A 14,909-nucleotide genomic window follows, 5' to 3' on the forward strand; every position below is an offset into this window, starting at 1 on the left:
ATGGCTCTTAAAAAGTTTCTTGAAGACATCGAGCATCATTTTGAGCCTGGTGGCAAACACGAAAAATGGTTTGCCCTGTACGAAGCTGTAGCAACAGTTTTTTACACGCCAGGTATCGTAACAAATAAAAGCTCGCACGTTCGTGATAGCGTTGACCTAAAACGTATCATGATCATGGTTTGGTTTGCGGTATTCCCAGCAATGTTCTGGGGTATGTACAACGCAGGTGGCCAAGCTATTGCAGCACTTAACCACATGTACGCTGGTGACCAACTAGCGACAGTTATCGCAGGTAACTGGCACTACTGGCTAACAGAAATGCTTGGCGGCACTATCGGTGCGGAAGCGGGTGTTGGCAGTAAGATGCTACTAGGTGCGACTTACTTCCTGCCAATCTACGCAACAGTATTTATTGTTGGTGGCTTCTGGGAAGTGTTGTTCTGTATGGTGCGTAAACACGAAGTTAACGAAGGTTTCTTTGTAACTTCTATCTTATTCGCACTTATCGTTCCACCAACGCTACCTCTATGGCAAGCGGCACTAGGTATCACATTTGGTGTTGTTGTAGCAAAAGAGATCTTCGGTGGTACAGGTCGTAACTTCCTTAACCCTGCACTTGCAGGTCGTGCATTTCTATTCTTCGCTTACCCAGCGCAAATTTCGGGTGACGTAGTATGGACTGCAGCTGACGGCTTCTCTGGTGCAACTGCTCTTAGCCAATGGGCTCAAGGTGGTAACGGTGCTCTAGTTAACACAGTAACTGGCGCTCCTATCACTTGGATGGACGCGTTCATCGGTAACATCCCTGGCTCTATTGGTGAAGTATCGACTCTAGCTCTAATGATCGGTGCAGCGATGATCGTTTACATGCGAATCGCTTCATGGCGCATCATTGCGGGTGTGATGATCGGTATGATCGCAGTATCGACTCTGTTTAACGTGATCGGTTCTGACACTAATCCAATGTTTAATATGCCATGGCACTGGCACCTAGTTCTAGGTGGTTTTGCATTCGGTATGTTCTTCATGGCAACGGACCCAGTATCAGCGTCATTTACTAGCAAAGGTAAATGGTGGTACGGCATCCTGATTGGTGCAATGTGTGTGATGATCCGTGTAGTTAACCCAGCGTACCCAGAAGGTATGATGCTGGCGATTCTATTCGCGAACCTATTCGCACCTCTGTTCGACCATGTAGTGATTGAGAAGAACATCAAGCGGAGACTAGCACGCTATGGCAAGTAATAACGACAGCATTAAAAAGACGCTGGGTGTTGTTATCGGGTTGAGCCTTGTTTGTTCAATCATCGTATCAACAGCAGCAGTAGGTCTGCGTGATAAGCAAAAAGCTAACGCTGTCCTAGATAAGCAATCAAAGATCGTTGAAGTTGCAGGCATTGACGCAAACGGTAAGAAAGTACCAGAGCTATTTGCTGAGTACATCGAACCTCGTCTAGTAGACCTTGAAACAGGTAACTTTACTGAGGGTAATGCATCTACGTACGATCAACGTGAAGCATCAAAAGATGCAGAACGTTCAATCGCATTGACACCAGAAGAAGACGTAGCTGATATCCGTCGTCGCGCGAATACAGCAGTGGTGTACCTTGTAAAAGATCAAGATGAAGTCCAAAAAGTTATCCTGCCTATGCACGGTAAAGGACTATGGTCGATGATGTATGCCTTTGTAGCCGTTGAAACTGATGGTAACACTGTGTCTGCTATTACTTACTACGAGCAAGGTGAAACTCCTGGACTTGGTGGTGAAGTAGAGAACCCTTCATGGCGCGATCAATTCATTGGCAAGAAATTGTACAATGAAGATCACCAGCCAGCGATTAAGGTCGTGAAAGGCGGCGCACCGCAAGGTTCTGAGCACGGTGTTGATGGCCTATCAGGAGCGACGCTCACTAGTAATGGTGTTCAACACACATTTGACTTCTGGTTAGGTGATATGGGCTTTGGTCCTTTCCTAGCAAAAGTTCGTGACGGAGAACTTAACTAATGTCTAGTGCACAAAACGTTAAAAAGAGCATCCTAGCGCCAGTGTTGGATAACAACCCAATCGCGCTACAAGTTCTTGGTGTATGTTCTGCTCTTGCAGTAACAACTAAACTAGAAACAGCTTTTGTAATGACACTAGCGGTAACATTTGTAACTGCGTTGTCTAACTTCTCTGTTTCATTGATCCGTAACCACATTCCTAACAGTGTGCGTATCATCGTTCAGATGGCAATCATCGCATCGTTAGTAATCGTGGTAGACCAAGTGCTAAAAGCTTACCTATACGATATCTCTAAACAGCTATCTGTATTCGTTGGTCTGATTATCACTAACTGTATCGTAATGGGTCGTGCTGAAGCATTCGCAATGAAGTCTGCGCCAGTACCATCTCTTATTGACGGTATTGGTAACGGTCTAGGTTACGGCTTCGTTCTTATCACTGTAGGTTTCTTCCGTGAGCTATTTGGCTCAGGCAAACTATTTGGTCTAGAAGTTCTACCTCTAGTGAGCAACGGTGGTTGGTACCAGCCTAACGGCCTAATGCTACTAGCACCATCAGCATTCTTCCTAATCGGCTTCCTTATCTGGGTAATCCGTATTCTGAAACCAGAACAAGTAGAAGCGAAGGAGTAAGGACGTCATGGAACATTACATTAGTCTGTTAGTTAAATCGATTTTCATCGAAAACATGGCTCTGTCTTTCTTCCTAGGTATGTGTACTTTCCTTGCCGTATCTAAGAAGGTTAAGACCTCTTTCGGCCTAGGTGTTGCAGTTGTGGTAGTTCTGACTATCGCTGTTCCTGTGAACAACCTGGTATACAACCTAGTTCTGAGAGAGAACGCGTTAGTTGAGGGCGTGGACCTTAGCTTCCTAAACTTCATCACCTTTATCGGTGTAATTGCAGCACTTGTACAGATTCTAGAGATGGTCCTAGACCGTTTCTTCCCACCTTTGTACAACGCGCTAGGCATCTTCCTACCGCTGATCACAGTAAACTGTGCAATCTTCGGTGGTGTATCTTTCATGGTACAACGTGACTACAACTTTGCTGAATCGATCGTTTACGGTTTCGGCTCTGGTGTGGGCTGGATGCTAGCAATCGTTGCTCTTGCAGGTATCCGTGAGAAGATGAAGTACTCTGACGTACCTCCAGGTCTACGTGGTCTTGGTATCACATTTATCACTGTAGGTCTTATGGCGTTAGGCTTTATGTCTTTCTCTGGTGTTCAACTGTAAGTCGGGTAAACCGCAACAATTAAGGAATAGTCAATGGACATTATTCTTGGTGTAGTGATGTTTACTCTGATCGTACTAGCACTAGTACTAGTGATTCTTTTCGCTAAGTCTAAGCTTGTACCAACAGGTGACATTACAATTTCTGTGAACGATGACCCTTCTCTGGCGATCGTTACACAACCAGGTGGTAAGCTACTGAGTGCTCTAGCAGGTGCTGGCGTATTCGTATCTTCTGCTTGTGGTGGCGGTGGCTCATGTGGTCAGTGTCGCGTAAAAGTTAAATCAGGTGGTGGCGACATCCTACCAACCGAGCTTGACCATATTACTAAAGGTGAAGCGCGTGAAGGTGAGCGTCTAGCGTGTCAGGTTGCAATGAAAACTGACATGGATATCGAGCTTCCTGAAGAAATCTTCGGCGTTAAGAAGTGGGAATGTACTGTTATCTCTAACGATAACAAAGCGACATTCATCAAAGAGCTTAAGCTACAAATTCCAGATGGCGAATCAGTACCTTTCCGTGCTGGTGGTTACATCCAGATTGAAGCTCCTGCTCACCACGTGAAATACGCAGACTACGATATTCCTGAGGAATACCGTGAAGACTGGGAGAAGTTCAACCTTTTCCGTTACGAGTCTAAAGTTAATGAAGAGACCATTCGTGCATACTCTATGGCTAACTACCCAGAAGAGCACGGTATCATCATGCTTAACGTTCGTATCGCAACTCCGCCGCCGAACAACCCAGACGTACCACCAGGCATCATGTCTTCGTACATCTGGTCTCTAAAAGAAGGCGACAAGTGTACTATTTCTGGTCCATTTGGTGAGTTCTTTGCGAAAGATACAGATGCAGAAATGGTATTCGTTGGTGGTGGTGCTGGTATGGCTCCAATGCGCTCACACATCTTCGACCAACTTAAGCGTCTGCACTCTAAGCGTAAGATGTCTTTCTGGTACGGCGCACGTTCTAAGCGTGAAATGTTCTACGTAGAAGACTTCGATATGCTACAAGCTGAGAATGACAACTTCGTATGGCACTGTGCACTGTCTGATCCACTTCCAGAAGATAACTGGGATGGTTACACTGGCTTTATTCACAACGTTCTTTACGAGAACTACCTACGTGATCACGAAGCGCCAGAAGACTGTGAATACTACATGTGTGGTCCACCTATGATGAACGCTGCTGTAATCGGCATGCTAAAAGATCTAGGTGTAGAGGATGAAAACATCCTACTAGATGACTTCGGTGGTTAATTCCTCCAAGTGATTGAATCTATGGCTAGCTCTCCAAGAGAGCTAGCCATTATTTTTTATAGACATAAAACTGATACTCAACAGTTGATATAGGTAATCGGATTGAAAGGATTGATCCTATTTCCCATATCAATTCAACAACATTGGGAGTTAACAAGTGAAAAAGTGGCTTGTTGCATTTGCTTCTCTATTGATTTTGGCTGGCTGTGAGCAGCCTGCCGATCAAATTCATTTAAGTGGCCCTACCATGGGGACTTCTTACAACATCAAGTATATCGAGCAAGATGGTATTCCAACGCCAAAAGCGATGCAGACAGAAATTGATCGCTTATTGGAAGAGGTTAATGACCAAATGTCGACCTATCGTGACGACTCAGAGTTAAGTCGTTTTAATCAGCATCAAACGAGCGAGCCATTTACAGTTTCGACACAAACTGCAACGGTAGTGAAAGAAGCAATTCGCCTTAACGGTCTTACTTTAGGTGCATTGGATGTGACGGTCGGCCCTCTAGTTAACCTGTGGGGGTTTGGTCCAGAAGCTCGTCCAGATGTAGTTCCAACCGATGAAGAACTCGCTGCTCGCAAAGCAAATACCGGTATTCACCACCTATCTGTTGATGGTAATACACTGTCCAAAGACCTTCCTAACTTGTACGTCGACCTATCGACGATTGCGAAAGGTTGGGGGGTTGACGTGGTTGCTGACTACCTTCAATCTGAAGGGGTACAGAACTTTATGGTCGAAGTTGGCGGTGAAATGCGTCTCAAAGGTGTCAATCGTGAAGGTGTGCCTTGGCGTATCGCAATTGAAAAACCGACCGTTGATGAACGTTCAATTCAAGAAATTATTGAACCAGGCGACATGGCAATTGCAACAAGTGGTGACTATCGTAATTACTTTGAGAGTAATGGTGTGAGATACTCTCATATTATTAATCCACGAACAGGCAAACCAATTCATCATAAAGTGGTGTCTGTAACGGTATTAGATAAATCGTCGATGACTGCTGATGGTCTTGCAACTGGTCTTATGGTGCTAGGTGAAGACAAAGGCATGGCAATTGCGAACGAAAATAATATTCCTGTTTTCATGATTGTGAAAACGGAAGATGGTTTTAAAGAGTTGGCTTCGGAAGCATACAAGCCATTCATGAAGAAATAACAACAGAAGTGAGCATGTTTTTATGAATACATTTCTAATTACCTTTGCTGTGTTTGTCGCGGTAATCACTGCAATGGCTGTCGGATACATTTTCCAAAAGAAAGTCGTGAAAGGTAGCTGTGGTGGCTTAGGGGCAGTTGGCATCGAAAAAGTGTGTAATTGTCCAGAACCCTGCGATGCGCGTAAAAAACGTGAAGCGCGCGAGGCTGCGCGTGCTGAGAAATTGGCGGCGTGGGAAAAAGATAGAATTGCTTAGTATTGGTTAATCGTACTAAGAAAGTGATAAAGCTCAGCGTTCTGCTGAGCTTTATTTTTAGGCAGCTAACCAAAGCTCAGATGTCCGAGAAAGAGCCCAATACCGTGTTTTGTTGTTTCTTTCTCTCATGTTACAGAGCAAGACCACACTGATAGTCATTAGGACGAAGAAATGATTTGGTTACGTCCGTTCTCTTTGGCCATGTAAAGTCGCTCATCCGCCACTTTTATTTGTTGTTCCAGCTCCCCCTCGATGTTGCTTACACCAATACTCGCGGTCACAAGAATGTTTTTGTCCAAATAAGTTATTGGCGTTTTTTCTATGCGCTGTCTCATTTGTTCTAAGCGTGTTAGAAAGCCGTCATAGTCGCCACTGGCTTGAATACAAAACTCCTCGCCACCAAGCCTAGCGACAATATCATTTGGAAAATAGATTTTTAGAATATTCGCTATCATGACTAACACTGCATCGCCGCCCTCATGTCCGTGTGTATCATTTACTTGCTTAAAGAAATCGATATCAAGCATCGCGATGTTTCTTTGAGCGTTTTCTACATGGGGTTGCTCAAACAGAAAGCGGCGGTTCCATAAGCCCGTTAGCGCATCTTGATTTGCCATTTTAAACAGTTCAGATGTTGCGTCTTTGATATCTAACAGTTGGTGAATACGGCAAAAAAATTCTTCTTGATTAAATGGCTTGTATAAAAAGTCATTGGCCCCTGCTTTTAGAAACCTAGCCGTCATGGTCTTAGAGTTACTACCCGACAAGCCGAGAATGGCTAATTGATTTTTATCCCACTTCCGACGTAATTCACGCACCATAGTAATGCCATCTTTAACGGGCATATCATGGTCGGTTAAAACGAGAGTGATATCTGGATTTTGCTCGACAAGCTCTAGGGCTTTTTGCCCATTGTCAGCTTCCAACGTCTGAATATATTGATGCTCCAAAAGTTGGGCAATGTGTCTTCTTACGGTGTGTGAATCATCAACGACTAAACATTTGTGTTGTTGATTGTTGGTTAGTCGCTTGAGGAGTGGTAATAGATAGGAAACGGACGCCATGCTGTCTTTCAAAATATAGTCGAGGACACCTTTTGCAAGCATCTTTTCGCGAGTGTCTTCTTGAAATCGAGCCGTTAAAACAATGACACGATGACCATGTTCCAAAACGAGGTCAATAATCTCGCCATCTTGAGCATCCGGTAAACAATAGTCTAAAACCGCACAGAAGAGGTCCTGTGCTGAAGATAACAAGTTCTTTGCCTCCGCGTAGCTTTCCGCTGCGATGACCTCATAACCAGCTTGGCTTATTGTTTGGCAAAGAAAGTTTTTAAATGCACGACTATCTTCAACAACCAGAATCTTATTACTCAAGCGCAGTCCCCAAAATTAATTGTTTAAAATCAATGATAACTAAAATTAAACTTATCGCCATCAAAAAACACATGTCAACCAAAAGTAGAACAACTACTCAAATGTTTGACACGCATCCGTTAACATCACATCATTATTCCTGTCTTAGTTATATAATTATGTTTAGCTAACGTAGGGAGAAAGTAGTATGGAAATGCATCAACATGGTATGGCTGAGCTATTTCAACAACTGGGCCTCGGTAGCTCTCCTCAAGAAATGAAAGATTTTATTAATCAACATCGACACAAAAGAGATTCTGCGCCTTTACATGAAGCTAGCTTTTGGACGATGTCACAGGCGAACTTTCTAAAACAAGCCATCGAAGAAGATGCAGATTGGGCCGAATTAGTCGATCAATTGGACGTAATGCTTCGAGATTGACGTTCGCTTAAACACGCCCATTTCTCTTCAGGTAGATTTGATTTATACTGTTTTTTTGAACAGTACTTTGATGGCTATGTCAGATCGAATTAGAAAAATTATTCATGTCGATATGGATTGTTTTTATGCTGCCGTAGAGATGAGAGATAACCCCAGTTACCGTGGCATTGCACTCGCTGTTGGCGGACATGAAAAGCAGCGTGGAGTGATTAGCACCTGTAATTATGATGCGCGTAAATATGGTGTTCGCAGTGCAATGTCAACGGCGCGCGCGCTGCAACTCTGTCCTCATTTGTTGGTTGTGCCCGGTAGAATGCATGTATATAAGCAAGTCTCTCAGCAGATTCGTGCTATTTTTGAGCGTTATACGCCTATCATTGAACCTCTCTCATTGGATGAAGCATACCTCGATGTCACGGACTCGACAGCTTGCCGTGGCTCCGCAACGTTGATCGCAGAGTCAATTCGCCGTGATATCTGGAGTGAACTTGGGTTGACGGCATCGGCGGGCATTGCTCCGATTAAGTTTCTTGCCAAGGTCGCGTCAGACATGAACAAGCCCAACGGTCAGTTTGTGATTCCGCCAGAGAAAGTCCAAGAGGTTATCGATAGTCTTCCGTTAGAGAATATTCCTGGCGTGGGGAAGGTGAGTCTTGAGAAGCTCCACCAAGCCGGTTTTTATCGATGTGAGGACATTAAAAACAGTGACTATCGAGAGTTGTTGAGGCAGTTTGGTCGTCAGGGTGCCTCCTTATGGCAGCGAAGCCATGGAATTGATAATCGAGAAGTCGTTGTTGAGCGCGAGAGAAAGTCCGTCGGTGTGGAAAGGACATTCAGCCAGAACATCGCAACCTATGATGAATGTTGGCAAGTGATTGAGGAGAAACTTTATCCTGAACTCGAGAAACGTTTAGAGCGTGCAAGCCCAGATAAGTCGATTATTAAACAAGGTATTAAAGTCAAATTTGCCGACTTTCAACTGACAACAATTGAGCACATCCATCCGCAATTAGAGCTTGAGGACTTCAAGATCTTGCTAAGAGATATTCTTAAACGCCAAAATGGACGGGAAATTCGCCTTTTAGGCTTGAACGTGATGCTCAAGCCCGAAGACCAAGCGCGTCAATTGAGCTTTTTTTAGGCCCTTACCGTTTCTACCTGCGTTAATACCTGCTCAAAACTTACATTTGCCATTGCACCATAACCTGCTAGCTTTGAGGCTTTTAGCTGGCTAATCAAAGGAGTGCTGATTCCGCACAAGAAGCGAGCAACGGCATCATTACTGATGGCCGATGGGGAAAGCTGAATAAACTCCCGCGCCCATATCGATACTTGAGATTGTTCAATATCTTCAGGTTCTGGTGCTGTGAATGTGGCGACGTGACCACGACACACGGAGCAGTGACCACATTGCTTTGGTGCATCGTGATCCGCAAAGTAGTTCGCCAATTGTGAGCTCAAACAGTGCTCGGACTGGAACAAGTGCAGCATGGTGTGGATTCTTTCGATATCTTTGCTTTCTTTGGATTGGAACAGTTCATACAGTTGTTGGATTAAAACATCCGAGCTCTGTTTGGTTGGCATAACTGAGTACACGTCCGTCAGTTGTTTGCTCTCTAGTTCTATCCAGCCGTTCTGGTGAAAATAGTCGAGCGCTGCGACAACTCGGCTGCGTTCCGATTGATAGTTCATCCATAGCGCTTCTAGATCAACTTGGCACCACACTTTGGCTTTTTGTGAGCAGGAAAAAATAGCCTCCACAAATTGACGTCGCTCGCCTTGAAATTGATTCACAATAAATTGCTGATCGTGCAAAAACTTAAACCGATATTCCGCAAAGTAACTGTACTTTGCTTCAATGACGTTATGTAGCTCCAAATAAACCAACAAGGTTTTGAGTGGCAATTGGCGGATATTACTTTCACGCGACAAACGCAGTGGCACTACCTCCCATTGTGGAGCATGTTCTTTCGCTTGCTCGACTACATAGTTAATTGACGTAAATTCTGGTGTGTCACCATAGACAAAATTCTCCAACACCGTTAGGCCGGACGTATTGCCTAGCAGAATGCACTCCGAGCGTTGCCCGTCCCTGCCTGCACGTCCAATCTCTTGTGCGTAGTTCTCGATTGATTTGGGTAAGTCGAAGTGAATGACGCGTCGAATATCAGATTTATCGACCCCCATACCAAATGCAATCGTTGCAACAATACAGTCAATTTGGCCATCCATGAACTGCTGTTGGATTTGTTCACGAACGTCGCTTTTCATGCCAGCGTGGTATGCGTGAGCGTTAATGCCAATATGGATTAATGACTTTGCTACTCGTTCTGCTGTTTGCTGCTGCGTCACGTATACGATGGTCGGAAGCTTAGGTGAAGAGGCGATGATCTCACTGAGCTGTTCTTGTTTCTTTGTTTCCTCACACGGGATCACCGAGATATCCAGATTAGAGCGGTAGAAGCCTGTAACGGTAATATGTTCACTGGAAATATCGAACTTTTTTTGCATGTCTTCAATAACTGCAGGCGTTGCCGTTGCGGTGAGAAGTAAAGACTGTGGGATGTTCAGTTCACGTTGATATTGCGGTAGTTTGAGATAATCTGGACGAAAGTTATGCCCCCATTCGGAAATACAGTGCGCTTCATCAATGACCATCAAAGAAATCGGTACTTGGCGAATGAATTCACGAAAACGCTCATTTTTTAGTCGCTCAACAGAAATCATCAAGATTTTGATTTGTCCATTCTTCACGCCAGCCATGACCTGTTGTGCTTCTTCTCTACTTTGACTGCTATCGATAGAAGCGGCCGCGATTCCTTTACTTTGTAAAAAGCTCAGTTGATCCTTCATTAACGCCAACAACGGAGAGATCACCAACGTAAGGTTGGGTAATATGGTTGCAGGTAGTTGATAACAGAGTGACTTCCCCGAGCCTGTAGGAAAGATTGCCGCAGCAGAGTAACCATTCATAACGGCTTCAATAACGGGTTGCTGACCTTGGCGTAATGAGTCAAAACCAAATACAGATTGAAGTGTTTGATGCAGCGAGTCACTTTGCATAATAGGGAAACCTTTCTTTGATGGTAAACTTGGCTACATTAACACACCCCGAATACTAAACGCGCGTCCTAAAAGTATGAACAAAGCTGACTTAGTCCAAATTATCATCCAACATCTGGAAGAAAAACTTCAAGTTGCCCATTCATCGGCTCAGCGAGCTATCGATGCCGCCACAGATGAAGAAACTGTTCCCGAGCACAAGTACGATACATTGGCACTTGAAGCCGCGTATCTTGCTCATGGACAAGCCATGCGAATTCAAGATAGTGAAGAGGAGTTGCGTCAATATCGTTCTTTAGTGACTCGTAACTTTAAGAATGCGCCTGTTGGTGTTGGTGCTTACGTTGTTCTCGCAGATGAGAATTTGATCGAAAAGCACTTCTTTGTAGGCCCTTGCTCTGGTGGTTTGACTGTTCAATATCAGACTCTGGAAGTCTTTGTCTTAACAGCCAAATCTCCTCTGGGTCGAGCGTTGTTCGGGAAAGAAGAGGGTGATGAGGTTGACGTGAAAATAGGAGATAAAACAACTTGTTACGAAGTCGTGACGATTTGCTGACATCTCATGTATCACTCAGTGTTATGTTTAACACGAGTAATGTTAAATAAAAGAGAATGACATGAAAAAGCTTTTTACACTCTCATTGCTGATGGTCAGTGCTACTGGTTATGCAGCGCAGTGTCGTGTGGACATCAATAATGAAGTCCGTATGGATGGGCAAAGCTTGGAAATTCGCCAAACGACAGGTGATAAAGCTGTCGTGGATGAGGATAACAACCTCTTCATCAAAGGTGAGCTAATTGAACTCAATGCCGACCAAAAAGCGGCAATTGAAGACTATCGCGAAAAAATGAACGCGTATATTCCACAAGCAAAGCAATTGGCGAGTGATGGTTTAGCGCTTGCGAATGATATTATTGATGATGTTGCGGAAAGCCTCGATGCACCTGGTGCGTTTGATAATGTAAAAGTCGCAGTAAAGGACTTTTTCGCTGATGTTGAATCACGTTACTACAAAGATGGTGATTTCATCCTGCCTGCGGAGAGTTTTGAGTCTATGACACAAGGGTGGACTGAAGACTTTGCAAAAGCACAAGAGATCTTCAATAAAGAGTTTTTAGCCAGTTCGTTGGATGCTTTATCGAAAAAAATGAAGGAAGAGGGAGGGATAAACCTCACTGCATTATCAGAGAGTATGGCTGAACTCAGCGCGAAAGTAGAAGAGCGTTTAGCCGAGCATTCGAAAGAGGTAGAACAACAAGCAGAAGACTTGTGCGATTCGCTGGATGACATGGCAGGGCAAGAAAACGATCTGTTGAAGAAAATCCCTGAGCTAAAAGATTACCGAGTATTTACGATTTAATTACTCATTAAAAAGCAAAAACTCGATGAGATAAAGAAAGAGAGCACTATTGTGCTCTCTTTGCGTTTTACTCGCTTATTCTTTGATAGCTTATTGCGCATTCATCTCGGTGAGTTTATCGCCGACAGGTTTTGAGAAGTTAAAGCCATCATGCTGATCCCAGTTGATAGACCATGTCATTACTCCTGCATAATTCGGGTAATGGTACGCTGGTTTAACGGTGCCACATGAAGTGCCTTTGGTTAAACAATCTAGTGCGTTGATAATATTCTGTGTTGGAGCCTGCCCTGAATTTGCCGAGCTAGGACCTGAAGGTAAACCGATTGCGACTTGATCATCGCGCAATGGTGCAAATTGAGTGCCGTCGGCCAACTCAAAACCTTCGATAAGCATTTTAGATTGCGCTACCATCATATCCACAGAGCCTTCTGGTGCACTGCCTGGCAGGTATGGGTTTGGCAAACCGCCGTTGTTATATAACTGGACGTGAAGCAAGTCGAGCGTGCTGCGTGTCTCGTTAATCACAGGGATGTACGCCCCCCAAATACCGCTGTAAGCCACATAACCACCTTGAACATAAGGGTGCTCAGGCGCCATGGTTAGGTACATATCTCCACCCATGTTTTGCTCTATTTGAAGCAAAGCACGACCAAGGCGAGCTTGAATTTGCGAGCCATGAACTAAGTTAGAACCACTCTCTAAATCCACATCTAGACCATCAAAGCCCCACTCAGCGATAAGACCTGTTAGGCTAGAGACAAAGTTGGCTTCATCTTGGTCGGTATTCAGCGTAATCGTGCCTTCTGCGCCGCCAAGAGAGAGAACAAACTTCTTACCTTTAGCTTGAAGCGCTGCCATGTCCTGCTTGAATTGTGTTGGATCGAGTGCTGGACAATCGCTGTAAATATCGCCTGAATATAGATTAAAGTGCACAGTGCCATCACTGTTGCGATCATTTTCAGCAAAGGCAATATCAATCACATCCCAAGCATCTGCCATATCTGCTAGACGAATTGGACAGCCCGCACCATTTACAAAATTGTGCCAGTAACCGATGAGTTTATGGCGTTTCTCTACTTGCTCAACCACCGTTATTGCTGCGGCGTCAGACAGTGCATTGCTTCCTGACAAATCCACAGCTTGGGCGCTAACTGTAAAGTTACCAAGTGCAGTTGGTGTCCAGTTGGCTGTGTAAGGTGCTGTGGTATCGGTTGCAACAATAGAGCCGTTGATCATGAAATCAACGTGTTTAATGCCTGAAGTTAAAGACGTTGCATCGGCGCTTAATGCGAGACTTTTGCCTAATCCGACGGTTTGACCGCTGCTTGGTGAAGTCAGAGAGACGACCAAATCTTTATCGCTGACTTCCACACCAACCAGGGACTCTGACGTGTTGTTATCATTATCGGTTGCGACGGCTTTAAGCTGGTTAGCGCCAATAAGTGTGGCGTTCCAAGTAACGGAATATGGCGCTTGAGTGGCGACCCCTAAGCTGGTGTTGTTCGCAAAAAACTCAACTTGCGTGACTGTGCCATCAGCATCGCTTGCGTTTGCCGTGATTTCGTTATTGCTGCCAGCGAGCACGACTTGTCCATCCGTTGGTGCCGTAATGGTAACTTGCGGTGGTGTCGAACAAGCACCTAGGCCACTCCAAGCATCTTGCCAGTATAGCCCTTCACCAGGCTCGTAAGCCCATGTCGCATCCGAGGAGCACCAACCAGCAACATCACAACGATATTTTTGGTTGAAGTGAGAAATCAGGTCGCCAGCTTGATAACTTGTGCCTGCCACATAAGGTACTGCATCTGCACATCCGCCCGTTCCGGTTTCTGAATTACTAATAACCAGCGCTACTTCTTGGCTCATCGTTGCGAGGTTTGTATCATCAGTCGCTTGTGCTTTGAACGAGTATGTACCTGGACTAGCGGTCCATTGATATTCGTAAGGTGCGCTAGTATCAATGGCGACAGATTGATTGTTTACGAAGAACTCAACTTGTGTGACCACACCATCAATATCGTCAGCTTGAGCGGCTACGGTTAGGTTATCGCCTACATTAAGCACTTCTGTGCCTACTGGGCTTGTCAATGAAATGCTTGGTGGCGGTAATTCGACTTGTGGTTGAACTTGGATAGAAATCGTCGTGGTGCTAACAGCTCCCTCATTATCTGTCGCAATTGCGGTCAATTGCGAGATCCCTTCAATAGCTGTCCAAGAAGCTTCGAATGGTGCTTGAGTTACCACAGCAACGGTTTGGTTGCCTGCAACAAACTCAATTTGTGTGATTTGGCCATCTTCGTCAGCTGCGTTGGCTAACAAAGTGATCGCACTGCCTTCGGGAATTTGTGCGTTGTTTATTGGAGAGGAGAACGACACCGTTGGTGATAAATTGTTGCTTCCACCATCACATTGCCCTAACGCTTTCCATGCTTCCCAAGATCCTGAGTTGGTCACGGGATCATTGCCTTGCGTCCAATATGCAGCCTCATAAGCGGCTCCTTGCGTTTTTACTAAAGCGCCCGATGTATAAGTCGCAGTGCTGTCCCAGTCGGGTAGACTTTGACAGTTATAGGCTTGAGCTTGGTAGCTGGCGCTGAGTGCTACAACCATCGCTCCGTGAAGTAGGGTGACCTTCATTTTCCTCTCCTTGAATCATGGGTATAAATGAGAACAGAGTAATAACTAGCTGATAAATAGACATTAGGGGGAAAAAGCGAAGCACAATATTCTGCTTTTCGACACAGTATCACGAGGAACAGTTCGTCCCTTACA

The 14,909-nt window shown here is 44.8% G+C and carries 14 protein-coding genes; 11 read left to right on the plus strand and 3 right to left on the minus strand.

The features are described from left to right. From R7E42_RS13165 to nqrM, 7 genes are all read left to right on the plus strand, one after another. Window positions 1-1,245, plus strand: coding sequence for an NADH:ubiquinone reductase (Na(+)-transporting) subunit B (locus tag R7E42_RS13165; RefSeq protein WP_005380265.1), 1,245 nt, complete (start codon window positions 1-3; stop codon window positions 1,243-1,245). Continuing rightward, complete coding sequence (locus R7E42_RS13170; RefSeq protein ID WP_005380267.1) at window positions 1,235-2,005, plus strand: Na(+)-translocating NADH-quinone reductase subunit C; 771 nt, start codon at window positions 1,235-1,237, stop codon at window positions 2,003-2,005. The genes R7E42_RS13165 and R7E42_RS13170 overlap by 11 nt, the downstream gene beginning before the upstream one ends. Further along, window positions 2,005-2,637, plus strand: a complete 633-nt coding sequence (locus tag R7E42_RS13175; protein WP_005380269.1) for an NADH:ubiquinone reductase (Na(+)-transporting) subunit D — start codon at window positions 2,005-2,007, stop codon at window positions 2,635-2,637. The genes R7E42_RS13170 and R7E42_RS13175 overlap by 1 nt, the downstream gene beginning before the upstream one ends. Window positions 2,638-2,644: 7 nt before the next feature. Next, the gene (gene nqrE, locus R7E42_RS13180; protein ID WP_005380270.1) at window positions 2,645-3,241 is read left to right on the plus strand and encodes an NADH:ubiquinone reductase (Na(+)-transporting) subunit E; all 597 of its coding nucleotides are present in this window, start codon (window positions 2,645-2,647) and stop codon (window positions 3,239-3,241) included. Between the two features lie 33 nt (window positions 3,242-3,274). After that, on the plus strand, window positions 3,275-4,498 hold the full coding sequence (gene nqrF, locus R7E42_RS13185; RefSeq protein ID WP_005380271.1) for an NADH:ubiquinone reductase (Na(+)-transporting) subunit F: 1,224 nt from the start codon (window positions 3,275-3,277) through the stop codon (window positions 4,496-4,498). 157 nt (window positions 4,499-4,655) lie between these two features. Further along, window positions 4,656-5,660 (plus strand): FAD:protein FMN transferase, encoded by a 1,005-nt coding sequence (locus tag R7E42_RS13190; protein ID WP_005380272.1) that lies wholly within the window; start codon window positions 4,656-4,658, stop codon window positions 5,658-5,660. 22 nt (window positions 5,661-5,682) lie between these two features. Further along, window positions 5,683-5,916 carry a (Na+)-NQR maturation NqrM gene (gene nqrM, locus R7E42_RS13195; RefSeq protein ID WP_005380273.1) on the plus strand — a complete coding sequence of 78 codons (234 nt, stop codon included), beginning with the start codon at window positions 5,683-5,685 and terminating at the stop codon, window positions 5,914-5,916. A 158-nt stretch (window positions 5,917-6,074) separates the two neighbouring features. Here nqrM and R7E42_RS13200 read toward each other — a convergent pair whose 3' ends face one another. Beyond that, entirely contained in the window at window positions 6,075-7,292 is a 1,218-nt protein-coding gene (locus R7E42_RS13200) for a response regulator (RefSeq protein WP_005380276.1), read from the minus strand. A 187-nt stretch (window positions 7,293-7,479) separates the two neighbouring features. Between R7E42_RS13200 and R7E42_RS13205 the strand changes: the two genes are divergently transcribed. Continuing rightward, complete coding sequence (locus tag R7E42_RS13205) at window positions 7,480-7,713, plus strand: DUF2789 domain-containing protein (protein WP_005380277.1); 234 nt, start codon at window positions 7,480-7,482, stop codon at window positions 7,711-7,713. Window positions 7,714-7,789: 76 nt separating this feature from the next. After that, entirely contained in the window at window positions 7,790-8,854 is a 1,065-nt protein-coding gene (dinB, locus tag R7E42_RS13210; RefSeq protein WP_025768236.1) for a DNA polymerase IV, read from the plus strand. Here dinB and R7E42_RS13215 read toward each other — a convergent pair. Beyond that, window positions 8,851-10,776, minus strand: a complete 1,926-nt coding sequence (locus R7E42_RS13215; protein WP_005380279.1) for an ATP-dependent DNA helicase RecQ — start codon at window positions 10,774-10,776, stop codon at window positions 8,851-8,853. The genes dinB and R7E42_RS13215 overlap by 4 nt on opposite strands. Before the next feature lie 76 nt (window positions 10,777-10,852). On the opposite strand from R7E42_RS13215, the gene R7E42_RS13220 reads away from it, so the two are divergent. Together R7E42_RS13220 and R7E42_RS13225 are read left to right on the plus strand one after the other, a co-directional pair. Next, a complete protein-coding gene (locus tag R7E42_RS13220) occupies window positions 10,853-11,332 on the plus strand; it encodes a GreA/GreB family elongation factor (protein ID WP_005380280.1) in 480 nt (159 codons plus the stop codon). Window positions 11,333-11,393: 61 nt separating this feature from the next. Next, complete coding sequence (locus R7E42_RS13225; RefSeq protein WP_005380283.1) at window positions 11,394-12,137, plus strand: YggN family protein; 744 nt, start codon at window positions 11,394-11,396, stop codon at window positions 12,135-12,137. A 90-nt stretch (window positions 12,138-12,227) separates the two neighbouring features. Here the strand turns inward: R7E42_RS13225 and R7E42_RS13230 are convergent, their stop codons facing one another. After that, window positions 12,228-14,774, minus strand: a complete 2,547-nt coding sequence (locus R7E42_RS13230; protein ID WP_318072747.1) for an Ig-like domain-containing protein — start codon at window positions 14,772-14,774, stop codon at window positions 12,228-12,230. Window positions 14,775-14,909: the final 135 nt, after the last annotated feature.

It is taken from the genome of Vibrio sp. Vb1337, from assembly GCF_033338715.1.
GTDB lineage: Bacteria > Pseudomonadota > Gammaproteobacteria > Enterobacterales > Vibrionaceae > Vibrio > Vibrio alginolyticus.